Origin of the sequence: Dendronalium sp. ChiSLP03b, assembly GCF_034531165.2 — a bacterium.
In the GTDB taxonomy this organism is placed as follows: Bacteria; Cyanobacteriota; Cyanobacteriia; order Cyanobacteriales; family Nostocaceae; genus Dendronalium; species Dendronalium minutum.
Map to the genome: position 1 here is coordinate 159,826 of NZ_JAVRBR020000147.1, position 25,243 is coordinate 185,068.

Below are 25,243 nucleotides of genomic sequence, written 5' to 3' on the forward strand. Positions count from 1 at the left end.
AATTTAATTAAATCTGCCTCTACCTGACTTTCAAAAATCTATTCTTAAAATGTTTCAGTCCTAGGACTAAAGTAAACCATACTATTGCTGAGTTTGGTTCGGGAACTTTCATCGATGGTTCAGTGGTAAATAAAGCATAGTTTGCTTTTTCATTACTTAATACAAAAGTATCTTTACTCTCTCCTCTCGCATTAGACCAATTTGTAATATAGTCACCTACTTTGTTCGCAATATACCAAGATTCTTCGCCAGATTTTATGCCTTGATATGGAACCAATGCATATGAAATATTATTTATTTGTTGTGGAATTGATGGCTCGTTACTAAGCAGAGATATAATGCTATCTACAGTGCTTGTTGGGGAATTGTTCCAGAATGTCGGTGATTTAAAATCAGGGTTATCTGGATAACCAAACAAGTTTACAAAAGTATCAACTTTGAAGGTAACATTATAAGTTTTGCCAGCAACTACTAAGCCATCAATTGCACTGACATCACCTGAACTACGGTATCTAACCTGAGTAGCTTCGGATGGATTAAAAGTAGCAAGAGTGGTCGTAAAGCTAACAACATAAGCTACATAAAATACTAGTTTTGAATTGATGAAGTTTCGGTAGAGTAAGCCTGTTTCTGTAAACATTGCAAGGAGTCATTTAATATCTCACTGCTTAAAGAATATCAAAGACTGTACATTTATACTTGTATGTATATTGTTATTTTTGTAATGATTTGAATAAGAAAATTCAGCATTATTTATCTTGACATTATTACTCAATGACTATTCTTCTTTATGAAGATATGCTCCATATGTGACAAAAACTCAGGCTAAAATTAACTTACTATGTTGTTCAAATTCCAGCTAATTAGTATTTAGCTCAAACTATTAGCTGTCATTTCTGAATTTTGGCAGCGATCGCGCACATCGCCAACCACTTGAGCTGGTACTCCTGCTACAATTGCATTGTCTGGAACATCACGAGTCACTACCGCCCCAGCCCCAACTATGGCTTTTTCACCAATAGTCACACCTGGCAGAATGGTAGCGTTACTACCAATAGATGCACAGTTCTTCACTAGAGTCTTAACTGCATACCAGTCATCTTCTGTTTTCAAACTACCATCTTCATTAGTTGCACGCGGATAAAGGTCATTAGTGAACATGACTCCATGACCAATAAACACTTCATCTTCAAGGATCACGCCCTCACACAGAAAGCTGTGTGATGAAATTTTACACAGATTCCCTACAATGACATTTTTTTGAATTTCTACAAAAGTTCCAATTTTCGTGTCATCGCCAATAACGCAACCATATAGGTTTACGAGATTGGGGTGAAAAATTTTAACATTGCTGCCCAACTTGACATCATCATTTACTGCCATTACTTATCTGCCTATTTAACTAAAGCTGAATTAATACTTTTCAACAGTTTTCCAAACAGCATCTTCTAGATAAGTACACTCATCAGCTTGCCATTGATACTCTTCACGCTCGATATTGTGCATGGTAACTTCAAACGGGCAAATCTCTGTGAGGTTTTCTAGTACAGAATCGCTGCGACGCTCAGAAAACCATGTTGTTAAGGTATATGAACCCATATATAGCCTAAACTTTGGTATTTCACATCGCAGAATAAATGTTCCTGACTCTCGGCGAAACGGTGCTTGGGGGTCATAGAACCAGAAAATACACATAGCTTGTCGAAGCTCGTTTACTACCTGAAAAGAGAACCACAAACTTTCATGCGGTTTAGTGACATGTAGTGCAAACTCGAAAGTAATCGGTTCTCCCCAAGAGTGAATACCGTCTCCCTGAGAGGGATATACTCGCGCCCAGGCTACATAGTTGCCTGCTTTGTTCAAAGGAGCTTCATAGTAAGCTGCTTGTTTATTAGAGGTTTTTTGTCCAGCCATATATAACTGTACGGCTTTGACGGTATCACCATCAAACTGAATGTTACCCTTAGAAAGGAGTATGCAACGCTTGGTAAGTTGGGCAATAGCTTGCATAGTATGACTGACGAACAATACTGTCCGCCCTTCTTTCGTAGCTACATCCTCCATTTTCCCCAAGCACTTCTTTTGAAATGCAGAATCCCCCACTGCTAAAACTTCATCCACAATTAAAATTTCTGGCTCTAAGTGAGCTGCTACGGCAAAAGCAAGGCGTACATACATTCCAGAAGAATAACGCTTAACTGGAGTATCTAAAAATTTCTCGATTTCTGCAAAGGCAACAATTTCATCAAACTTTTTCTTAATCTCAAATCTACTCATTCCCAATACTGAACCGTTGAGGTATATATTCTCTCGCCCGGTTAGTTCTGGGTGAAAGCCTGTACCTACTTCTAATAAGCTTGCTACCCGCCCCTTGATGACAATTTGTCCTTTTGTAGGTTCAGTAATTCGACTCAATACTTTTAATAGTGTCGATTTGCCTGCGCCATTACGTCCAATTATACCTATGGCTTCGCCTTGTTTAATCTCAAAAGATACATCATTCAATGCCCAAAATTCCTCGCGAGAGGAATTGGATATTTTTTTGCCAGTAGGCTGAGTAAATTTCTTACTCAGAGACATGACTCCATTAGCAAGCACATCCCGTAGAGCTTTATAGCGATAACGACTTGAATCGTCTTGCTGGTGAGCAATGATATATTTTTTACCCAGATTTTCGACTTGAATTACACTATTAGACATCTATTCTAGATCCAGCCTAAATTATGTCAGCAAAAGTCCGTTCCATTTTGCGGAAGTACCAGATACCGCTTACCAGCAAGATTACAACTAATCCTAGAGATAGTGTGAATCCTGACCAGTAAATTTTTGACTCACCACCCAAAATAGCCCAACGAAAGCCATCAATTACGCCCACCATTGGGTTTATAGAATAGAGCAAACGCCACTCCTCTGGCACAACGTCGCTACTAAATCCTACTGGTGATATGTATAATCCGAACTGCACAATAAATGGCACAATATAACGAAAGTCACGGTATTCCACATTTAACGCTGCCAGCCACAGCCCTACTCCCATAGAAGCGGCAAAGGCGATACCAATAAATAATGGCAGCGTCAGTATCCGCCAATCAGGCACAAAGTTATACCAAGCCATCAATCCCAGCAGAATCATGCCAGAAACCATAAAATCTACAAAGCTGACAATCACAGCACTGATGGGCACAATCAGACGTGGGAAGTAGACCTTGGAAATTAGATTTGAATTACTAATTAGACTATTACTGCACTCACTTAAGGCGCTGGAAAAAAACTGCCAAGGTAACATGGCAGCAAACACCAGAATTGGATAGGGTACTCCAGTGGGTGCAGGTAATCCTGCCAACTTTCCAAAGACCACGCTGAACACTACCATAGTCAAAAATGGTCGGATCAGTGCCCAAGCTATGCCAATGAATGTTTGCTTGTAGCGCACTAAAATATCCCGCCAAGCTAGAAAATAAAACAGTTCCCGATAGCGCCACAGGTCTTGCCAATACTGGCGCTCAGCACGCCCAGCTTCAATCACCAACACCTGCTCAGACGGCATACCTTGACTACTCATACTATTAATTAATTGAAGACTATTGTCTTTAATGTTTAAACTACGAACTGGAAATCTTTCATACCCTGAAAGCTAACCAGTCTTGCATGTCTGCGAGTAAATTCGCTGACAGAAGGGTTGCCTTGAGGATCTATTACTCCTGTTACCTGCTGCCACAGTTCTTGTGGTGCTAATGACAGTTCATAAGTGCCTCCATCAGCCTTACGAACGTAATACCAATTCTTTTGCTGACAATATTCACACCAGAAAGCTTCTAACCACTCGCCTTCTATTGGCACTGCGGTTTTGTTTGCTATTAGCATTGATGCATTCTGCCGACTCATACCCCGTTGCTGTAACTGACTTGGTCGATCGGCAAATATCTGATATTTCTGACTGACGCTATCTAGATAGCAGCCATGAACTGGGCAGTAGATAGCCCGTCGTTTTGAGCGTTTCCGATTGCGATCGCACCTTCTCTGCAATTCGACCTCCCATATAAATAAAACAGATAAAACAAGGAAGGTTACGTTGGAGGGACTGAGATCGAAATGACCATCGAAGCCCAACTCCGAAAACTTACAGTTAATTATTAAGCTACAGAAATTAAATTAATATCTTTATTTATCAGCTTGGTTTATTGACAAATTTTCTAGAAGTAGAAATTAAATTTCTGGCGATAGTACAAACTTTTTTTCTGGAGAATTCAGATATTTAACAAAAGTTAATTTATTGAATCTATGTATAAGATATTCTAATTTTGAATAAGTTGTTACTTTTTCCTCCTTGTATGTACTGAAATTATAACATGTTTTGACAGTATTTTATTTTTTTATACAAAATTAATAGAAGGTTTAAATGTAAAATAATTTTTGTACTGTATTTCAAAATTTTATGAAGCACAATAAAATAGTTTTACAAAAAATTTAAATCAGTTGATTCCAACTACTGTAGATTATATAAATTTCTTCTGCTAACAAGACTTAAACATTTTTTGAGAAAAAATAAGCTTCAAACCCGTGCAGGGCAAGTAAAATACACCAAATACCCAAAAACGCCTGAAACCCAGATATATCAATAAATTAGGCAAATAGATGTCAAAGTCTCTCTGTATATACATTTGAGCTATTTTTCTGAGTATTTTATATCTAAGGACTACTAATTGATATTTATTAAACAAATATAAATTTCAGACACTCAAGATAAAGTTTTATTGAACATTGGGCCAGCATTTTTACCCTCCCTAGCGATACTGTTTTTCTTTAAAGATTACAGAGGTAGGGAAGTAAAGTACGTTGGAGGGTCTTACCCCAACCCTGCGAGCTTGGAAACCCTAAGGCTCTGACCTTTAGCAACTGAGGTAGGATTCAAGTGAATTGGTATAAAGCTAAAGGCGTAGATTCAAATACAAAACTAAATGTTCCTAGGAAAAAGAATTCTTCTGTTTTGGTTAATTTGTATTTGATTACAGTAGAGAAAAATATTACCAAACTTCAAAAAGTAATTAAAACTACTATTAATATGAGTAAATGCTTCCTCTACATTTTACATAGACTACCCTTGGAAAAAGTTTGGAAGGGCACAAACAGCTTTAAATTCTTGCCTTTCTAAAAATAGGCAACTCCGTAATTCCGATTTTACCAAGTTGGTTTTCAACGAAACTTAGCTCGAAGAACTACTTACTGTTAAGCTGTTGTACACTATCAAATGCACAACAGCAAGGCAGGAGGTGAGGCAGCCCCCGTCTTGGCGGTTACCGTCGTTAGCGCAGCGTTAGCGAGTCATCGAGCGTCTGGGGGACTGCCGAACCCGAAGGGCAAATTAAAAGCGCAACGCGATCGCTATACTGTAAAAATTAAATGTACCAAAAGCTTATTTAGTAGGGCTTTCAGACATAGTTATTATCTCTTGAGACAACACTGCTTGCTGCAATACATCAAGGTATTGTTGAGAAATAACTTTAGGTGTGAAATGCGATCGCATATACTTACGGCCTGCCTTACCCATCCGTTCTGCTAGTTGGGGATCGCGACTGAGTAAGCGAATAAATTGAGCCAGACCATGACTGTCTCCATTATCAAACGTAGCACCACAATCAGCTTCTGCAATTAGTTGCTTTAGGTATGAATATGGCGAACATACCACCGCTACTGGTCTTCCAGTGGCGAAAGCTGAGTACAGCTTGCTAGGAACAACTAAACTCTCTGTAGATGCATCAACACTTACTAATGACAAATCACAAGCTGTCAGGGAATAAGGCAGTACCTGCTTGTCTTGATATGGGAGAAACGTGAAATTGTTCAACCCCAATCGTTTTACTTCCTGAATTAATTCATCGCGTTTTGCTCCACTGCCAATACACACAAATTGAATCGGCTCGTCTTGCAGTTCCTTGGCAGCTTCCAGCATGGTTTCAATGTCGTGACAGCGACCCATATTGCCAGAATAAAGTACGGTGAATGTGTTCACCAAATTATGCTTCCAGGCAAACCAATTTTCTTGCTTAGTAATTGGCACAATCAGATCGGGGTTAGCCCAACTGTGAATCACAGAAATCTTATCGGCTATCTGCGGACAGTTCTCTACTACCCTTTGTTTCATTCCTGGGCTAAGAACCACAATCCCTTTAGCGTTTAGCCAAACTTGTTTGTTGAGCGCACGCCACATTCGCACCAGCCAACTACGCTTCGACACTACTCCCAACGCGATCGCGATATCTGGATAAAGGTCATAAAGGATGCATACATAAGGTAAGCGGAATAATAAATAAGCCAGATACCCGATAATCGGCAAAAATGGAGGAGCTGTAGTCAATAACAATACGTTATTGCGACGCCAAGCTCTGAGTAGATAAAGTGCTGCACGCAAGGTGTATAAAACGCCATTGACAGCTTTACCCCGAATTCTCCCTGGCCAGAGTTGGGCAGTACGCGATCGCTGAATTCGGATTCTGTCCTTTCGTTCAACTGCGGGAGCTGTATGAGATTGAAACGCATATCCAGGCTGACTAGTGAATACTTCAACGTCCACACCTTGCTGCCCTAACTGTTTTACGAGTTCCTCAATCAACTGTCCCGTGGCAGCATAGTCTGGAGGAAAAAACTGAGTGACTACGGATAATTTGATTGATTGCTGAGTTCTTATAGAATTAGAATGCTCATTTTTATCTTCTAACCGAGTAGAAATGGATTGCAACAATTTTCCATTAATCCATTGATTAAGTCTCATCGGCTGTGTCCTACTTTAGAATTTAGAAATTTTATTGAAATTACAATTGAACAATTAATTGGCACAAAACACCTGCCTGATATGGATCGAAATTTTCAATTTGCTCCAGGCTCAATGTATTTAACAACTGCTATACAAGCATTTCTTCTGGCTTGCTTGTGTATCCCAGCTTTCCTGGTAACACAGCTTGATTAAGACCAAATGGTTTACTTGCTGAATCTGGTAGATGCAACTCTTTTAGACATGGAACACAACGAGGAGGAAAACGAAGTCTGACAACTAGCTACGTACAGTTACTGCTAGGGGATACAGCTTTCCCTACAGCAAACTGTTCAACAGGCTTCTAGGGAACTTTACTTTATGTCCAAAGAGTTACTTCAATGGTAACAACCACTATTTCGCAATAATACTGACTATCAGTTGAAAAATTCGGACTTTACGGTTATGTGATTGTATTTGCTGTGTTTTCACCTTATTTTTGCTTTATCGTTATTGAGTACATGTAATTTATGCCTAGAGTATTATTCCCTAAATTTCTTACTACATGTTATTTTGAATCCTAGAATACCATGTTTCAAATTTAACCCTTATACTTCATCAAAAATTTATGTTGCTAGTTTTTTTTTAAACAAAATCTTTATAAAATTGATATTTTACTCTGTATCTTTCCTTATATATAATTATTACTAATAACAACTAATAGTCCATATTTCTAGTGAGTTTAGTACAAATTTTGTTTCTTGACAAGAATAATACTTGAATATCCTGAGATAGAGTTCATCAGCAAGATAGACAACCTTCACATGTTACGCCTGTATACTCTTTAAATTTCCTATTTAGCTAGTTATTAAGCATTTATCCCCTGAAGCAAAGCAAAATATTAATACAAATAATTAGCCGCTTATTCTAGACATTTAGAGGCTTTTGATCGACAAATGTAAAGGGTAATTAACTCAATGATGTTTACCAATAAACCCTACTCTACCCTAGCTGATTATGGCTTACCCTTTAGGTTCTCCGTTCGCGCTAGCGGCGACCTAGGAAAAGGAGTACCATAAGTTGTACGGAACGCATCAACGAGAACACTTACCCTACGGTTTCACGGAATAAATACGGTAACCGGCAAACCCTATGAAGCGCATCTACGGGAACTACTTAGTTAATCTACTTTTTTATAATTTACACACAGCCTATTATTTTCGGCTACCTGACCTAAGCTTTTAAAAACTGTTAAGCTAATGTGCATCCATGCAATTCGCATATACAAATTTTGTCAGTAGTATTACAAAATATTAATAAACGATGGATGATTATTCTTTTCCACCCTCTAATTCCGATCGCAGTCATAATGTCTCTGCATTTCCTCAAACTCAACCTGTTCCGTGGTCTGAAGGACAAGGCGATGATTGGAGTTTGCAAGATTTTCTGAGTGTTTTACGACGACGAGCGCTAGTCGTTGCGGGTGTAGCTATGGCTGTAATGGCAACAGTTATTATAAATTTGGCATTTAACCAAAAGCAACCAGAATATGAAGGTAATTTTCGGCTATTAGTAGAACCCGTTAATGATGACACCAAGATGGTGGATATTGTCAAAGACCCTAGCTTAAGCAAGTCTACTCTCGATTACGAAAGTCAAATTCAGGTTCTCAAGAGTCCTGAACTCATGGGAAGTGTTATTAGGCAGTTACAAATCTTATATCCAGAAATTGACTATGATTCTTTGCTAGCATCTCTGAATATTAATCGGCTAGAGGAGACCAAGATTATAGAAGTTAGCTATCGAAGTAACGATCCAAATCAAGTTAAAGTCGTATTAGACCGAATTGCTAAAGAATACTTAGAATACAGCCAAGAAAAAAGGCAGACCAAGTTGCGTCAAGGGATTCAGTTTGTTGAAAACCAACTGCCATTTGCACAGAATCGTGTCGATCGGCTACAAAAAGAACTACAAACGTTTCGGCAAAATTACGACTTTATTAATCCAGAAACCCAGGTTGACCTAGTTGTTAATCAAGTTAGGGCTTTGACCGAACAACGACAAGGAATTGACCGAGAGTTAGCGCAAGCTCGTGCTAATCTTGCTATCCTCCAGGGAAAAAACGGACAGTTGGCAGCACTGAATAGCTCTGCTTTATATCAGCAGTTAATTGCTCAGGTGCGACAATTAGACGTTCAGATTGCTACTGAGTCAACCCGCTTCCAAGATGACAACCCAACTCTTCAATCATTGAAGGAAAAAAAGGAAAGTCTTAAACCTTTAGTGCTTCAGGAGGCACAGCGCGTTTTAGACACAAAACTTGCAGAATTAGTGAATCAAGTTCGGACTCTAGAGGTGCAGAGCCGAGAACTTGCTAAAACAGAACAGGCACTTGAGCTAAAACGTAAGCAGTGGCCAATCTTAGCACGAAAATATACTGAATTACAGGGCAAATTACAGATTGCAACTGAAAGTTTAAATCGTTTTCTCTCTACCCGCGAAACCCTAAGTATTCAGATATCTCAGACAGAACTCGGTTGGCAGTTACTGAAAGCACCGACTAAGCCGGAATATCCCGTTGCGGCTTCGGATCTCAAACGCAACTTTATATTAGGATTAATCGCCAGTATCCTCTTAGGAATTGGCGTTGCTTTACTCTTAGAAAAGCTGGACAATACCTACCATAGCGCCTCTGCCCTGAAGGATAAGGTTAAATTACCATTATTAGGAAATATTCCATTTGAAAAGCAAACTCAAAAACATCAAAACCGTATTAACCTCAATACCTTGAAAGAAAAGGGTCAACAGTCTTTGTTAGTAAATAATCAATGGGAAAAGCAAGTTCGCAGGCATCAAGAACGCACCTTTGCCCAAGAAACTCCCCTTGCAAAAGTTCCAAATCACTTAACTGAGAGTATTACTAAGTCTACTATTGTATCTGAGCAAGATTACAGCAACTATTCCACTCAGTTTTTAGAGGCTTTACGAGTACTTTATGCGAATATTCAACTGCTCCGTACTGAGCGACAGATTAACTCTATGATTGTTAGTTCAGCTATGCCTGGTGATGGGAAATCTACAGTTGCTTTTCATCTAGCTCAAATAGCTACAGTAATGGGGCAACGAGTACTACTTGTAGATGCCAATCTTCGCCAACCAATGATTCATACTCTATCAGGATTAAATAACCTGTGGGGATTGAGTAATTTAATTTCTACAAACTTGCCGATAGGAGAAGTGATTAGGCAACTACCTTCTATGAGCAAATTATCTACAATCACCGCTGGGCCAATACCACCAGATCCCACACAGTTACTTTCGTCTGACAGGATGAAGCGACTGATGGCAGAGTTCCATAACGCTTTTGACTTAGTAATTTATGATGCTCCCCACTTAAATGGGCTAGCTGATGCTACCTTACTAGCACCCCACACCGATGGGATTTTAATGGTGGTAAAAATGGACAAAACAGATGCTTCGGTACTGGATAGAGCTTTAGATAACCTAAAAATTTCACGGTTGAATATCTTAGGTATGGTTGGTAACGGCCAGAAGAGCAACTTCAACAGTTATTAGAAAACGGAAGGCTGTATTTTCTAGAAGCTAAATAACGAGGCTTGTGGCTTCAGAACTGAAGCCAACAATAGCTGTATAATTTTATTCTCAGTAATTTCAGGTAGAAACAGAATCAGTTTGTCACACTTGCTATCTCCTACTCCTCTGGGTTTTTTGTCTTAGCTTGATTTGGTTTGTACTCATTATTCCTGTAAGAGTCTGTTAGAACTGATGATGACAAAAATTAGCAGTACAAATTGGATTTGCCAAGGGGCTAAGACCAAACTTAAAATGAGGCTGATAACTGTAAACAAGCCTGTAAGATAAGCAATTTCGTCAGTACACTTTTTAGAGAAATAGCCAGTTGCTAGACCCGTAAAAAGTGGAATTAAAAAAAACAAAGGCATTTTTACTAACCTCTGAACTAAAAGTATAAGGGTTGACACAAAGTAGATTTAGACTGTTTTTTCTAATTGTGGTCAATTTTACCTCCAAGCAGGTTTTAGCTACAACACCCTATAGAAATAAATCGTCTGTACAGTCAATATTAGGCAATCAATCGGTAAATAAGCTTAACACTTGCTGCTAGTACTCTGAGAACGATCTAGCATATAACCTTTAGGAGTAAATTTTTCAACTGAAACACCCAATGCTGAACATTCCTCAACTACTGGCAACTGAACTAGAACTCAAACCTTATCAGGTGCAAAACGCGCTGGAACTTTTAGCGGAGGGTGCAACAATCCCTTTTATTGCGCGTTATCGCAAAGAACGCACTGACGAGATGGATGAAGTGCAACTGCGCGATTTAGCCGATCGCTATACTTATTTAACAGAACTGGAAGAACGGAAATCGGTAATTTTAAATGCGATCGCCGAACAAGGTAAACTCACTGATGAACTGAAAACAAAGATCGCATCCTGTTTACAAAAAACCGAACTTGAGGATTTATACTTACCCTATCGACCAAAGCGACGTACCCGCGCCACCGCTGCTAGAGAGAAAGGACTGGAACCACTAGCAGAATTCATCAAGTCGTTGAATGTGAAAAATGCTGTATCGGCCTCACTAGAAGAAGCAGCAGCAAAGTATCTTTCGGAAGAAAAGGGAGTAAAAACTCCACAGGAGGCGTTAAAAGGCGCTGCTGACATCTTAGCGGAAGAAGTTGCAGAAAAAGCTGTTTTACGAGCATATGTGCGCGATTATCTTCTAGAAGATGGGGTATTCATCTCCCGCATTAAAGATGACTATCCGGAAGGTACAACCAAATTTGAGATGTACCGCAACTATCAAGCTAGAGTGAAAAATATTGCGCCTCACAACATGTTGGCTTTGTGTCGGGGTGAGGCTGAGGGAGTATTAAACTATGAAATTGCCTTTGATGAAGATTTGGTACTTTCTTATTTAGAATCCCAGGAAATTAAAACAAAAATCCGTGTAATTCGTGATTTTTATCAGGCGATGCTGAAAGATGCATTTAACCGCCTAATGAAAGCTTCACTCGTGGGGGAAGTAATTTCTGAAAAGAAAACCTATGCAGATGTTGAGTCTATCAAGACATTTGAAGCTAATTTGCGAGAGTTATTACTATCTGCACCAGCGGGGATGAAACCAACTCTGGCAATCGATCCCGGCTTTAGAACTGGGTGCAAAGTTGCAGTACTCGACCAAACGGGTAAATTCTTAGAATATCAGGCGGTATTTCCCCACCAAGCTGCCGAACAACGCACTAAAGCTGGACAGACTATTAAGAATCTAATTGAAAAGTACAAGATTGAGTTAATTGCCATTGGTAACGGTACAGCTTCCCGTGAAACAGATGAGTTTGTCTTGCAGATATTACATGCAATAGACCGCAAACCAATTAAAGTAATGGTGAATGAGTCTGGTGCATCCATATATTCTGCTAGCAAAGTGGCACTGGAAGAGTTTCCCGATTTAGATATTACTGTGCGTGGTGCGATTAGCATTGGTCGCCGTTTGCAAGATCCCCTGGCGGAACTTGTGAAAATAGATCCCAAATCGATTGGTGTAGGACAATATCAGCATGATGTGGATCAGAAGTTGCTGAAAAAAAAGCTGGATGAAACCGTAGAAAGCTGCGTTAACTATGTTGGTGTCGACTTAAATACTGCTTCTAAGGAACTTTTGACCTTTGTTTCTGGTATTACAGCAGCGGTTGCCAATAATATTGTCGCCTATCGCAACCAGTACGGAGCCTTTAAAAATCGCCGACAACTCTTGAAAGTGCCAAAGTTAGGGCCAAAAGCGTTTGAACAAGCTGCGGGTTTTCTGCGAATTCGTGGCGGTGATAACCCATTAGATAATACAGCAGTGCATCCCGAAAGTTACTCAGTAGTAGAAGCGATCGCATCCGATTTAAGTGTGCCATTAAATCAGGTAACGCAAATTGCTGAAAAACTCAAAAAGACAAATCTGAAGAAATACGTTACCGATAACGTCGGCGAACCCACACTGCGCGACATCCTCGGCGAACTAGAAAAACCGGGTAGAGATCCCCGTGCGGAATTTAAATATGCCACCTTTAAAGAGGGAATTAAGGAAATCACCGACTTGCAGGTAGGAATGGAACTAGAGGGAATCGTGACGAATGTTGCTAACTTTGGTGCATTCGTGGATATTGGCGTGCATCAAGATGGTTTAGTGCATATCTCCCAACTGGCTGACAGATTCGTAGACGATCCCAAGAAAGTGGTTAAAGTCGGACAAGTTGTTAAAGTCAGAATACTGGAAGTCAATGAGAAATTAAAGAGGATTAGTTTGTCAATGAAAGCACTCAAGCAATAGAAAATTTTACACTAAATTGTAGGATTTCACCAAACAGGTAACATAGTGGATACCACCTATATCAAGCCTGTTTCTGTGTTTTTTAATTACGAATAAGTATGACGGTTTATCAAGTACGACTTATTAATCCTGCCATAGGATTAGATCGCACCATCCAAGTACCAGACGATCAATATATCTTGGACATAGCAGAAGAAACTGGCATTCGGCTACCATCTGGGTGCAAACAAGGCGAATGTTCTGCCTGTATCGCCAGACTTATCAGCGGTGAAGTCGATCAAAGCGAACAAAAATTTCTGCGTCCAAGTGAAATACAGGCTGGTTATGTTGTTACTTGTGTAACTTACCCCTTGTCTGATTGCACTTTAGAAACCCATCAAGAACAAGTATTATATAAATCAGCCCTTTACTATAAGCCTGAGTCCGGAAAATCTGAGTAATTTTTGCCCTGTGAGATTAAAATAATCTTAAATTTATAGGGTGCGTTAAACTACTTAATGCACCCTTAAAAACATTGCTTCATAGCACTTGCGAGTAGGGGCGCACAGCTAGCTGTGCATATGATAACCGCTATAGTTATCTCAATGATAGACCTAACGGTAGAAGTAAATTCTATCTTCCAAGAGAGGTTAAAATTTAGCACATTGTTAAAGATGAGATCAGAACTTTCAAATAGAAAATCTCTAGTTATTAGGTAAAAACAATGTTGACTCCATTTTTAACCGCGCTAGCTACAGCTTTGAGCTTGTTAATTGTTGATTTAGTTGTTCCAGATGTTGACATTGCTAATTTTCCCGCGGCTTTGATTGCCGCTTTAGTTATTGGTCTGATTAACGGTTCACTTAAACCAATTCTTTCTACTCTTTCTCTACCACTTAACTTTTTAACATTTGGAGCATTTTCACTCGTCATCAACGGTTTGTGCTTCTGGTTAGCAGCAGCGCTAGTTCCTGGGTTCTCAGTCCACGGAATTCTTGGTTTTCTTCTTGGTCCAGTGATTCTATCTTTTGCTAACACCTTCATTAACAACTACTTTGTTGAAAGAAATCTTTTAACTAGCAGTGGAGATGTAAAAAGCCAAGGTGAATTACCTTCTAGATAAATATCAGCGGGAGTAGAAACGCTAACTCGATCGCGTCTCTACTCCAAATAACATCTCCGAATTAAGATAACTCATTAGATGGATTTCGTAATTCGGTGTTTTCTAGAGAATGTAATTAAACAAAATCACAAATTTGTAACAAAACAACATCATGAAATTAGTTCGTTATATTCTAGGCTTGTTAGTGCCTCCTTTAGGCGTTTTCTTGACAGTTGGAGTTGGGCCAACTTTGATTATTAACGTTTTGCTTACACTCCTAGGTTGGCTTCCGGGTAGTATTCATGCAATTTGGGTTATTGCCAAACATGATGAGCAACTTAGTAGAGAAGGACGTATTTACTAGTACGTAAGATTAATTTTGTTAATGGGTAATTGTCTTGTAACAATTACCCATTTATGATTTTTATAATTCCGCTATTTCTAATCGCTGGGTATATTTGCAAAGGTGAAAGGATTAATTTGAATTCAATTTATCTTCCCAACTAAAATAGGGTGGAAATTGCCCACCCTATTTTCTTGATTCAATTGTATGAAAAAACACGTTTATTTATGAATAGTCTCCCGCTCTTTATCAACAGGTTCCTTATCTTTGAATAAGTCAGCCGCTGTTAAGAGTAACTCCCTCAACGTTTGTTTGATTTGGTGTTCTTTTCTGGCAATGGATGTGCCAGCTTCACTTAGTTTATTTTCTAGCTGCGATCGCTTCTGGTCTACCTGTGTTGCAATAGCTTCTGCTTGGGGACGGGCTTGATTATACCAGTTTTTTGCGTCGTCTAAATAAACTTTGACCTCTTCCGAGCGTCCACCATAACGTGCAGCTAAGTTTGCTCGTACAATAGCTAGTTGTGCTTGCAGTTGAGCGTAACGTTTCTTTAACAAAGAGACTTCTTCACTGTTTTTAATATTGTTGACAGCTGAATCAATTACAGTTTTAGTACCATCTGTTTTTTCTTGACCTGTTTCTTCAATCTCTGCCAAAATTACATCAACATCTTGCTGAAGTTGTTCTTCTTCACTATCAAGTTGAGCTTGTAATTTTTTCAATTCTGATTGAGTTTTGGCAATAGATTCATGTCTTTTCGTATTAACTCCTTCCAATGCTCCTTCGATGGATGCTGTCACATCTTCTTTGATTTCTGTGCCTTTACCTTGTATACTTTCAATCACAGCAGCAACGGCATCTTTGACAAGAGTACGAATTTCGCTGGAGCCTTCTTTAAACTCTGAAGATACCTGAGAAACTGCCGATTTGACAATTTCACGAATTCTTTCAGTTCTTAACTGTCCAGTTTCTTTAACCTGTTTGAGGTCGGTTTGAATTTGCTCTTTGATGTTGTTAGGCATTTTCTACTTGGAATAATTAACTAATTTGGATAAAATTTTCTAGACATGGTGCTATATCAATATTATGGCGTAGACATTTTGTGGTAGGCACTTCCTTTAGATAGAAGATCGCTGGATTTTAGCTTAGTTACTATTATACTTAACTGCTACAACAGGTTATGTGTAATCAGTTGCCTATTCGTGGGATGATAAATATCTGTTGGTAGTAAATGAGAATTAAGTATGTGGCGGGTAAATATCACTTGCTCAAACGATGCATGGAAGCAATATGGTAGTGATTTTAAAACAACGGTAGATAAGTATCAAGCCGATTGTATTGCTTCCAAAAAAATGCCAGATGGAACGCGGATAATGGCATATAAAATTGAAGATGTCAGCGATGCTGAAGCTTTTCAGGAAGATTGTGCAAATTTTGCTGGATTTATAACTGATTTTGAATCTTTGTAGAATTAGCTCTGGTACTCATTTAGTTATGCAAACAGCCACATTGCTTTAGGGAGAAGCTGAGTGAAAAAACTACTAACATTAATATTAGTGGTGCTTTTATTATTCACAAGTACTTTTACTTTGCCTGCAAGTGCAGCAGATACAGTTAACGGCGCAGACATATTTAGCGTTCATTGTGCGGGTTGTCATATCAATGGCGGCAACATTGTCAGGCGAGGTAAGAACTTGAAAAAGAAAGCACTGAAGAAATATGGTATGGATTCAATAGAGGCGATCGCATCCATTGTCACCAATGGTAAAAATAATATGTCAGCCTACAAAGACCGTCTCAGCGAACAGCAAATTCAAGATGTTGCTGCCTACGTTCTTGAGCAAGCTGATAAAAACTGGCGTTAAATAATTAAAAATTAAAAGTTAAAAATATGAATCTACCTATAGAAAGTCGTCTCCAATTTACTCCTGATTTAAACATTTGCCGAATATTAAATGGGATGTGGCAAGTGTCTGGTGGACATGGACGCATTAACTCTAAAGCTGCTATTCAAACTATGTTTAAATATTTGGATGCAGGCTTGACTACTTGGGACTTGGCAGACCATTATGGCCCCGCAGAAGATTTTATTGGCGAATTTCGCCGTCAAATAATAACTAACCGTGGCAAAGAAGCTTTAGCTAACGTGCAAGCTTTTACAAAATGGGTACCTCGTCCCGGCAAAATGACGAAAAAATTGGTCGAGGAAAACATTGATATTTCCCTCAGAAGGATGGATGTTGAATCTTTAGATTTGATGCAATTCCATTGGTGGGAATATCAAGATAAAAATTACCTGGATGCCCTCAAGTATATGGCGGAATTGCAAACTGAGGGAAAAATTAAGCATCTAGCTTTGACTAACTTTGATACCGAACACTTGAAAATTATTACGGAAGCAGGCATTAAAATTGTTTCCAATCAAGTGCAATTTTCGTTAGTTGACCGCCGTCCAGAAGTAAATATGATTCAGTTTTGTCAACAGCATGATATCAAACTTTTTACTTATGGTACAGTTTGCGGCGGTTTGTTATCAGAAAAGTATCTAGATAAATCAGAACCGCGAGGTTTTGACTTGGGTACTGCTAGCTTACGGAAATACAAAAACATGATTGATGCTTGGGGTGGTTGGCAATTATTTCAAGAGTTACTATCTACCCTCAAACAAATTGCTGATAAGCATAAAGTCAGCATCTCTAATGTAGCAGTGCGTTATATCTTGGATAAACCAGCGGTAGGTGGTGTAATAGTTGGTGCAAGACTTGGTGTATCCGAACATATTGAAGATAACGCCAGAGTATTTAATTTTAGTTTAGATAATGACGATCGCGATCGCATCGATGCCATATCTCAAAAATCGCGTAATTTGTATCAAATCATCGGCGATTGTGGCGACGAATATCGGCGATAATAACCAAGATTTGAGGAATTGGATGATAATACGGTGAAGGTTATTGTGGAAACTACTCCTGCAAGCCATGCCGCTAAACTTTGCCTTCGCCCTCAGTCAACAGCAAACCTTTGAACTGCGCTGTAACTATGGTTCCCGTCCCTTGGATAAAGCGGAGTTGGCAGGGCTAATTGATTCGTGCGAACAAAATTACTACACTCAACAAACAGACCGCTTACCTTATCTCACTCAATTGGGACGGCAACTTTATCAATGGCTGGATGGTAAAGAAGGATGGCTGAGAAAGTCGCTGAAGGAAACAGATGAGCAAACGATTTATCTAGATTTGATTCAAACCAGCGAAGCACAGGGGTTGAACCCGGAAACAGAACGGGTAGCGTTGGGATTGGCACATTTGCCTTGGGAATTACTACATGATGGCAGTGGGTTTTTAAGCGAACGCCGGGATATTTCCGTTTTACCAGTGCGTTCTGTGCAGCAGCGTCAAACCCAAGTGATTGGCGTGCAAAATCGCCCGTTGCAGTTGCTGTTTATGGCGACTTCACCGGAAGACTCTAGAGTTGCAACCTTAGCATTTGAGAGAGAAGAAGCCAATATTTTGCAAGCAACTAAGGATCAGCCTTTGGCGTTGATTGTTGAGGAAAGTGGCTCGGTTGCAGAGTTAGCTAATTTGGTGAAATCCTATCCAGAAGACTATTTTGATGTCTTTCACCTCACGGGACACGGGATAATTTACAACCAAAAAGATTACAGCTATTTATTGCCAACAGGTAAAACATTACCAGACAATGCACCTTGCTTCATCACTGAAGATGAAGTGGGGAACATGCAACTTACTACCGTCGATGATTTAGCTAAAGCCTTTCGCGGACGCTGGCCGCGTGTAACTTTTCTCTCTGGTTGTCATACAGGACAGGTTCCTAATAAGGGGACAGTACCCTCGATGGCGCAGGCATTGGTGAAAGCGGGGGCGGGTATAGTGTTAGGCTGGGCGCGTCCGGTGTTTGACCGCACGGGTATTGTAGCAGCACAGGCACTTTATCAAGCTTTGGCGACGGGGGCAACTGTTGAAGCAGCAGTGAAAGTAGCGCAGCAGGAGATGATTGACCAAAAATGCACCGACTGGCATCTGTTGCGGATGTATCGGGATACGCGCCCCATTGCCGAACTAGTGACACCACTGAGAACAAAAAATCGTGAAAAGCTGAAGTTTACAGTACCAGAACAAGAATTTCTTGATGAAAATAATCGAGTTAAAGTTGCCAGTCGATTTGAGTTTGTCGGACGCAGGCGACATTTGCAATGGTGTCTCAAAGCATTGCGGGAAACCAGCGACCAAGTAGGCGTGTTTATTGCTGGGATGGGCGGACTGGGTAAAAGTAGCTTGGCGGCGCGGTTATGTACGCGGGTAGAGGCGCAGCGTCCCAATTTTGTGCGGGTCGTGTTGATTGGCCCTCTAGATGAGATAGGTTTGCTGAATAAGCTTTCTAATAAGTATGAGCGGTTTGCAGATGTACCCGCACTTTTGAACGAACCAAAGGTGTCTCTTAAAGGGCGGTTGCAAAACTTTTTTGCAGCAATAGAAAACGAACACAATCAACCTCTGCTGCTGGTGCTGGATGACTTTGAGCAGAACATCCCCAAAGCTAATATTGAAGATGGCTCATTGCGGATGACGGCAGAGGCTTACGAAATTTCAGAGGCGATTTGTGCGGCATTGGCAGAAAACGCGGCAGAAAGTCGGCTGATTGTCACCTGTCGTTATTTGAAAGCAGACACTTTGCCACCTTATCGCCTACATTTGGAATCTTTAGCAGGGATGAACAGCAGTAATATTGATAAAATCTGCTTTCCTTTAGATAAGGAAGTTAAACAACAGTTAAAAACTCAACGGATTATTGACATTGCCGATGGTAATCCCCGCTTGCTGAAGTGGCTGTTAGAGGTGATTCAGCAACCAGGAATAGCGGCGGATGAACTACTGACTCGACTAGAAGAGACTGAGCAGAAATTCCGCGAAAATATCTTGGCACAAATTCTGCTAGATGCTTTGGAACCAGAAGAACAAAAGTTTCTTGCACGGTTGAGTGTGTTTCATTTACCTGTGACAGAGGAGATTATTGAAGTTCTTACTCCTCAGCCCACAATTTTGGAGATCCCCCCAACCCCCCTTGAAAAGGGGGGCAATGTTTCCGCCTCAATCCCCTTTTTAAGGGGGTCGCCGCAGGCGGGGGGATCTGATACTAATCTTGTTCAAAGGTTAACCAAGTTAACCAGCCTTAGCCTAGTTGAATCTGCCACCACTCACCTCAACCAGCCAGCTAATTACCGGGTGACGACAATTTTAGAACCGTTGCTAGAACTAGTTTTGAATGAGGAAGAATGGCAAGTAACGCGACAGCAAGCAGTAAGGAAAATCCATCAAGCTTGGTGGGACAAATCTAAAGGCGGCATGGAAGCAGAAGTACTGGAAATTGTACGCTTGGGACTGCTGGCGAAAGAGCAAGAAATTGCTGTCAGCATTGGGGATAGGATTGCAACCCATTGGGTGAACGATTCTCGGTTTGTGGAAGCTTTAGAGTTATGTCAGCAAATTCTGGCAGTTTATCAAGACTACCGCATCTTGGGAACCATTGCCCGTGCTGAAGAGGTTTTGGGTTTTGTGCAAGAAGCTGTTGTCCATTATCAGCAAGCCTTAGACCTTTGCCCTGAAGAGGATTTGCAACAAAAAGCCCCTACCCTCAACAACATGGCAGGAGTAATCGCCCAAAAAGGGGACATCACTAGAGCGATCGCACTATGGGAGCAATCTTTGGAAATATCTGAGCAAATTGGCAATGTCAAAGGTAAAGCCGCTACCCTGACCAACATGGCAAGAGTAATCGCCGACCAAGGGGACACACCTAAAGCGATCGCACTATGGGAGCAATCTTTGGAAATATCTGAGCAGATTGGCGATGTCAAAGGTAAAGCCCCTACCCTCAACAACATGGCAGGAGTAATCGCCCAAAAAGGGGACATCACTAGAGCGATCGCACTATGGGAGCAATCTTTGGAAATATTTGAGCAAATTGGCAATGTCAAAGGTAAAGCCGCTACCCTGACCAACATGGCAGGAGTAATCGCCGACCAAGGGGACATCGCCAGAGCGATCGCACTGTACGAGCAATCTTTGGAAATATCTGAGCAGATTGGCGATGTCAAAGTTAAAGCCACTACCCTGGGCAACATGGCACGGAAAATCGCCGACCAAGGAGATATAGCAAGAGCAATTGCACTGTGGGAGCAATCCTTGGAGATATCTGAGCAGATTGGCGATGTCCAAGGTAAAGCCACTACCCTGGGCAACATGGCAGTACAAATCGCCGATCAAGGAGACATACCTAGAGCGAGCGCACTATGGGAGCAATCCTTGGAGATAGATGAGCAGATTGGCGATGTCAAAGGTAAAGCCACTACCCTCAACAACATGGCATACGTAATCGCCCAACAAGGAGACATATCTAGAGCGATCGCTCTCTGGGAGCAATCTTTGGAAATATTTGAGCAGATTGGTGATGTCAAAGATAAAGCCACTACCCTGGCAAATATGGCTTGTGTTGTTGGTGACACGGGAGATAAAGCTAGGCAATTAGAGCTAAATCTGCAAGCTTTTTTGGCATTAGCACAGGTTCGTGCCTATAGTGATTTGGTGACGGTTATGGGTAACTTAGGCGTAGCAGATGAAAGCAACAGTTTGGTTTACCTAGCTCAAGCAATATGGCTGACACTGAGAATTCAAGCCCCCTTAGCAGATACTATTTATCTAATCCGTACTTTATATAATGCAGTACCTCAAGGCGATGAACTAGAAGCTTTGCTAGGGGCAACGGCAATGTACTTTTGCAACTACCGAGGTGAAGGTCATCCGCAGTTAGAGGAACTCCAAGAGCGCAGTTTTAAGATTATATCAGGGGCGGCGGTTGCCCAAGGAATTGAGACGCAGGAAGCGTTTGATAATTGGTTTGTCCAGCAACGGCTCAACGATCCAGAATATTTCCTCCCCCGACTCAATCAACGCCTAGAGGAGATTGTTGGCGATGGGTGGTTGTTTGACCCCAGTCAAATTTAGATAGGGAGACGCGGAGACACGGGGACGCGGGGATGAGGTGATGCGATCGCGTTAATCTTAAATTAATTGCTGACAATGTGCCAAGTTTCTGTAATGAGTCCTCAAAACACATTCACGAGTATCAAAGACTCGTCCGCGAATATCAAAGACTCATCAGCGAGTATCAAAGACTCGTCCGCGAATATCAAAGACTCATCAGCGAGTATCAAAGACTCGTCCGCGAATATCAAAGACTCATCAGCGAGTATCAAAGACTCGTCCGCGAATATCAAAGACTCGTCCGCGAATATCAAAGACTCGTCCGCGAATATCAAAGACTCATCAGCGAGTATCAAAGACTCGTCCGCGAGTATCAAAGACTCATCGGCGAGTATCAAAGACTCGTCCGCGAGTATCAAAGACTCGTCAGCTGTTTGGTAGAATGTGTTAGTGACAGCATAACGTATTAAAAATATCATGGAAAGTGCGTTAGCAACGTAATGCACCTACAAAAGTTACTAATCTACTTCATACATCTGTTTATGCTTGGCTAAAAGCTCTTGATATTTCTCATTTGTCTTTGCTTGTATCCACTTAGCTTTAAATATTGCTGCTGATTCGGCTTTAACTGCGTCTACCTCATAAGGAAGAATTTCTTTTTTGGAGTTTGATGCTTCAGAATTTTGTTTATATTTTCTACCGCTCTTATGATTAGCATAACGGCGAGAGCGAGTATAGCCCATCTGGATAAATTTCCTCGCCATATCTGCGCCGACAAAATCATCTTTCTCTAAATAATCAAGAAAAATCTCGTAGATTTTCTCACTCGACTCTTTGGCAATCTCAGGAGTTTTAAATCGCCAGTAAGGAAGAATTTCTGATTTGTATGGCTCTACTAAAAGTACACCCTGTTCGCCTTTGCCAATGCGATATAGTTCAGGATGTTGGCGAAAATCGATACTTTTAAAGTCTAAAGAATAATCAAAAGCCATGCTCAGTTTTTAATACAGCAACCACATCTAGGTTGTTTGTAACGAACCGCCAAGACGCCAAGAACGCCAAGGAAAAGAGAATTAGTAAATCATTAAGACTTAATATATAAAGAATAAACTCTAAGAAAAAAGTTTAACTTCTATCTGAGTAGGGAAATTTTGTTTTACTATGCTATCTAGCCCGAAATCTGTGAATAATGCCCTTGCACCAGGCGATTTGCGTAAGGTGCATCACATTGCTCTCAACGTCAAGGATATGCAAGCTTCCCGATACTTCTACGGCAATATCTTGGGTTTGCACGAACTCACTGGAGATGAAGTCCCTGCAACTCTGTTAGAACTTGTCGCAGCCGGGAAAGTAGCTAACTTCATTACTCCCGATGGTACAATTTTGGATTTATTTGGTACACCCGATTTAACACCACCAGACCCAGACCCAGAAAAGACTTTCACTAGAGCATATCATCTTGCTTTTGACATCGATCCGCAGTTATTTGAGCAAGCTGTGACAGTGCTGAGAGAAAATAAAATAGCGATCGCTCATGGCCCAGTCACCCGCCCTACTGGTAGAGGTGTGTATTTTTACGATCCAGATGGCTTTATGATTGAAATTCGTTGCGATCCCGTGTAGAAAAGGAAAGAAAATTAATGCAGATATATCAGGTAATCGAAGAAACAATTACAAAACCACCAATTCCTCACGAACCGCACAAGCAATCATTGAAAGCTTGGGCAATGTATTGTTTGCGAGACAAAGGTTTCATGGTCGTTTATGCCCAAAATGCCGACTTTGCTATTGAAACTAAAGGCAAAGACAAGCTGTATTTTAAAGTTTCCAATAGCGCCGAAGATTTAGATAATTCTATTAACTGGATAGTTTGGGATAGTGCAACCAAAAGCGCTAGTCTTATTCCCCAAAAATAAACTGATATTATGTTCGGTTGAAAAATTATAAAACATCATTGCGATCGCAACGAAGTGGAGCAAAGCAATCACAAGTATTTATGCGAACATGATATGATGTCCAAAAGTCGCTTTAACTAAGCTAATCGTCGTCATTCAAATTCATCCTCGTGTCATCAGCTTATCTTCTTTCCGCAGACAACTGCTGCACGAATAATTGATGTTCTGGCGAATTTAATCCCAACTGCAAAACAGCCAGCACCTGCTGCATATTGCCAGCAAGTAAATCTGACATTGACAACCATAAACCAGGAAATACTTGACTTTTGATAATTCCATCTGCATCTACTTCTAAGGAGACATATTCTCCTTTTTGCAGGCTAAACCAATCTAATTTGTTCTCAAATATTTGCCAGATTATGTATTCTTTTACTCCATTACGACCATAGGCTTTTTTCTTGTCATGTAAGTCAATAGCAACACTGCTAGCGGCTATCTCTACTACGAGTTCTGGCGCACCTTCTATGTAATCATCATCGCTAAAACGAGATTGTCCTTTAGCTGTTGGTGCGATTAACAGCACTCCATCTGGTTGTGGTTCATTGTCTGCATCTAAGCGCACTGTAGGCTCAATTCCCAATCTCACACCAGGAGTAGTAATTTGGTAAGTCCACAACCAACTTATTGCTTGACCATGTGGTTCAGCATGACTTTCAAAGCGTAATGGGGATGCCAAGTATGCAACTCCTTCAATTAATTCTGCCTTTTGATGACGGGGCATTGCTTGATAGCGTCGCTCAAATTCGTAGCGAGTGAGGCGATCGCCATTCTCTAAAGGAGGAATTCGCTGCTTGAGTGATAGGTTGACCATGATTTTTTACTCTGGCAAGAAGTCTTACTTTATTATCGCTTGCCACTTAATTACGAATTAGTGTTGGGTTTTTCAAAGACCATCAAATGCTGCTGGGGTAACAGGTTTTTGGTTTCCCGCCAAACTAAACCAACGGCTTGCATTTCTTTGCGTACTTGCTTTTGAGTTATCTTGTGCAGCCGTTTGATCGTAATAAAGGGATTTTCGCCCCGATACTCAACCAGCACTACCCTACCACCTGGTTTCAGCGCTTTTACAATCCCTTGCATAACTTCTTGGGGGTACTCCAATTCATGATAAGCATCCACCATCAGCACCAAATCGATACTAGCAGCTGGAAGGTTGGGGTCAGTTTCGGTTGCTAAGACAGGTTCAACATTGGAGATGTTTTTCTCTTTTTTGAAAAACTCTATAATTTCTAACATTTCTGGCTGAATATCCACAGCAATAACCTTTCCCTCTGTTAGTAATGGTGCGATGCGAAAACTCATGTAACCCGTACCTGCACCGATATCTGCTACTACATCATTGGGTTTCAGGTTGAGAACACCGATCATTTTACTTGGTTGTTCTTCTGCTTCTCGGCTGGGACGTTCTAGCCATCCAGCACCTGTGTGTCCCATGACTTGAGCGATTTCTCTACCCATGTAGTACTTACCGATACCATCTAAACTATGGATAGTCCGTCGTTCGTAGATAGTGGGGGATGGAGAAGCTGCATGTGCTGTAATAGTTGGAGCAAGCAGTAAGCACTCCAGTATCACTAAGAGAATTACTATAATATTTAACTTTTGCTTATAACTCCTAAGAAACACATTCCGTAGCGTTGGAAATAGGGATGAGTTCTAAGCCAAAAGCCTGGGCTTTTTTCTTCAAGTTGTTCAACGTGCGCTCTCGGTACTTTTGCTCGTAGGCATCAAGACCAGGGTCAGTATAGACA

General features: G+C 40.6%; 22 protein-coding genes. 12 read left to right on the forward strand and 10 right to left on the reverse strand.

The window, feature by feature from the left end; translation table 11 throughout:
• Positions 1–19: 19 nt before the first annotated feature.
• From RMY31_RS34210 to RMY31_RS34235, 6 genes are all read right to left on the reverse strand, one after another.
• A complete protein-coding gene (locus RMY31_RS34210) occupies positions 20–640 on the reverse strand; it encodes a hypothetical protein (protein ID WP_322658609.1) in 621 nt (206 codons plus the stop codon).
• Positions 641–870: 230 nt separating this feature from the next.
• Positions 871–1,383, reverse strand: coding sequence for an acyltransferase (locus RMY31_RS34215; RefSeq protein ID WP_322658608.1), 513 nt, complete (start codon positions 1,381–1,383; stop codon positions 871–873).
• Positions 1,384–1,413: 30 nt separating this feature from the next.
• On the reverse strand, positions 1,414–2,700 hold the full coding sequence (locus tag RMY31_RS34220) for a polysaccharide ABC transporter ATP-binding protein (RefSeq protein WP_322658606.1): 1,287 nt from the start codon (positions 2,698–2,700) through the stop codon (positions 1,414–1,416).
• A gap of 16 nt (positions 2,701–2,716) precedes the next feature.
• The gene (locus RMY31_RS34225) at positions 2,717–3,562 is read right to left on the reverse strand and encodes an ABC transporter permease (protein ID WP_322658604.1); all 846 of its coding nucleotides are present in this window, start codon (positions 3,560–3,562) and stop codon (positions 2,717–2,719) included.
• A 35-nt stretch (positions 3,563–3,597) separates the two neighbouring features.
• Positions 3,598–4,026, reverse strand: a complete 429-nt coding sequence (locus RMY31_RS34230; RefSeq protein ID WP_322658603.1) for a hypothetical protein — start codon at positions 4,024–4,026, stop codon at positions 3,598–3,600.
• 1,387 nt (positions 4,027–5,413) lie between these two features.
• Positions 5,414–6,769 carry a glycosyltransferase family 4 protein gene (locus tag RMY31_RS34235; RefSeq protein ID WP_322658602.1) on the reverse strand — a complete coding sequence of 452 codons (1,356 nt, stop codon included), beginning with the start codon at positions 6,767–6,769 and terminating at the stop codon, positions 5,414–5,416.
• A 1,302-nt stretch (positions 6,770–8,071) separates the two neighbouring features.
• On the opposite strand from RMY31_RS34235, the gene RMY31_RS34240 reads away from it, so the two are divergent.
• From RMY31_RS34240 to RMY31_RS34260, 5 genes are all read left to right on the forward strand, one after another.
• On the forward strand, positions 8,072–10,324 hold the full coding sequence (locus tag RMY31_RS34240; RefSeq protein WP_322658601.1) for a polysaccharide biosynthesis tyrosine autokinase: 2,253 nt from the start codon (positions 8,072–8,074) through the stop codon (positions 10,322–10,324).
• A gap of 628 nt (positions 10,325–10,952) precedes the next feature.
• Complete coding sequence (locus RMY31_RS34245; protein ID WP_322658600.1) at positions 10,953–13,112, forward strand: Tex family protein; 2,160 nt, start codon at positions 10,953–10,955, stop codon at positions 13,110–13,112.
• Between the two features lie 98 nt (positions 13,113–13,210).
• A complete protein-coding gene (locus tag RMY31_RS34250; protein WP_322658599.1) occupies positions 13,211–13,552 on the forward strand; it encodes a 2Fe-2S iron-sulfur cluster-binding protein in 342 nt (113 codons plus the stop codon).
• A 263-nt stretch (positions 13,553–13,815) separates the two neighbouring features.
• Positions 13,816–14,214, forward strand: a complete 399-nt coding sequence (locus RMY31_RS34255) for a phage holin family protein (RefSeq protein WP_322658598.1) — start codon at positions 13,816–13,818, stop codon at positions 14,212–14,214.
• 151 nt (positions 14,215–14,365) lie between these two features.
• Positions 14,366–14,557: a YqaE/Pmp3 family membrane protein gene (locus RMY31_RS34260; RefSeq protein WP_322658596.1), complete on the forward strand. Its 192-nt coding sequence runs from the start codon at positions 14,366–14,368 to the stop codon at positions 14,555–14,557.
• A 200-nt stretch (positions 14,558–14,757) separates the two neighbouring features.
• Here RMY31_RS34260 and RMY31_RS34265 read toward each other — a convergent pair whose 3' ends face one another.
• Entirely contained in the window at positions 14,758–15,558 is an 801-nt protein-coding gene (locus RMY31_RS34265; RefSeq protein WP_322658595.1) for a histidine kinase, read from the reverse strand.
• A 222-nt stretch (positions 15,559–15,780) separates the two neighbouring features.
• Between RMY31_RS34265 and RMY31_RS34270 the strand changes: the two genes are divergently transcribed.
• The 5 genes from RMY31_RS34270 (at position 15,781) to RMY31_RS34290 (ending at position 22,007) form a co-directional block, all read left to right on the forward strand.
• Positions 15,781–16,005, forward strand: coding sequence for a hypothetical protein (locus tag RMY31_RS34270; RefSeq protein ID WP_322658594.1), 225 nt, complete (start codon positions 15,781–15,783; stop codon positions 16,003–16,005).
• A 60-nt stretch (positions 16,006–16,065) separates the two neighbouring features.
• Positions 16,066–16,401 (forward strand): cytochrome c6 PetJ, encoded by a 336-nt coding sequence (petJ, locus tag RMY31_RS34275; protein ID WP_322658593.1) that lies wholly within the window; start codon positions 16,066–16,068, stop codon positions 16,399–16,401.
• 26 nt (positions 16,402–16,427) lie between these two features.
• Entirely contained in the window at positions 16,428–17,447 is a 1,020-nt protein-coding gene (locus RMY31_RS34280) for an aldo/keto reductase (RefSeq protein ID WP_322658592.1), read from the forward strand.
• Between the two features lie 43 nt (positions 17,448–17,490).
• Complete coding sequence (locus RMY31_RS34285; protein WP_409879274.1) at positions 17,491–21,558, forward strand: tetratricopeptide repeat protein; 4,068 nt, start codon at positions 17,491–17,493, stop codon at positions 21,556–21,558.
• 77 nt (positions 21,559–21,635) lie between these two features.
• Positions 21,636–22,007, forward strand: coding sequence for a hypothetical protein (locus RMY31_RS34290; RefSeq protein WP_409879276.1), 372 nt, complete (start codon positions 21,636–21,638; stop codon positions 22,005–22,007).
• Between the two features lie 48 nt (positions 22,008–22,055).
• Here RMY31_RS34290 and RMY31_RS34295 read toward each other — a convergent pair whose 3' ends face one another.
• Positions 22,056–22,529, reverse strand: a complete 474-nt coding sequence (locus RMY31_RS34295) for a DUF4385 domain-containing protein (RefSeq protein WP_322658589.1) — start codon at positions 22,527–22,529, stop codon at positions 22,056–22,058.
• A 169-nt stretch (positions 22,530–22,698) separates the two neighbouring features.
• Between RMY31_RS34295 and RMY31_RS34300 the strand changes: the two genes are divergently transcribed.
• Together RMY31_RS34300 and RMY31_RS34305 are read left to right on the forward strand one after the other, a co-directional pair.
• Positions 22,699–23,160 carry a VOC family protein gene (locus tag RMY31_RS34300; protein ID WP_322658588.1) on the forward strand — a complete coding sequence of 154 codons (462 nt, stop codon included), beginning with the start codon at positions 22,699–22,701 and terminating at the stop codon, positions 23,158–23,160.
• Between the two features lie 17 nt (positions 23,161–23,177).
• The gene (locus tag RMY31_RS34305; RefSeq protein WP_322658587.1) at positions 23,178–23,453 is read left to right on the forward strand and encodes a hypothetical protein; all 276 of its coding nucleotides are present in this window, start codon (positions 23,178–23,180) and stop codon (positions 23,451–23,453) included.
• A 160-nt stretch (positions 23,454–23,613) separates the two neighbouring features.
• On the opposite strand, the gene RMY31_RS34310 is transcribed toward RMY31_RS34305, so the two are convergent.
• Both RMY31_RS34310 and RMY31_RS34315 read right to left on the reverse strand, forming a co-directional pair.
• Positions 23,614–24,303 (reverse strand): Uma2 family endonuclease, encoded by a 690-nt coding sequence (locus RMY31_RS34310; protein WP_322658586.1) that lies wholly within the window; start codon positions 24,301–24,303, stop codon positions 23,614–23,616.
• A 50-nt stretch (positions 24,304–24,353) separates the two neighbouring features.
• Entirely contained in the window at positions 24,354–25,064 is a 711-nt protein-coding gene (locus tag RMY31_RS34315) for a class I SAM-dependent methyltransferase (RefSeq protein ID WP_409879283.1), read from the reverse strand.
• Positions 25,065–25,243: the final 179 nt, after the last annotated feature.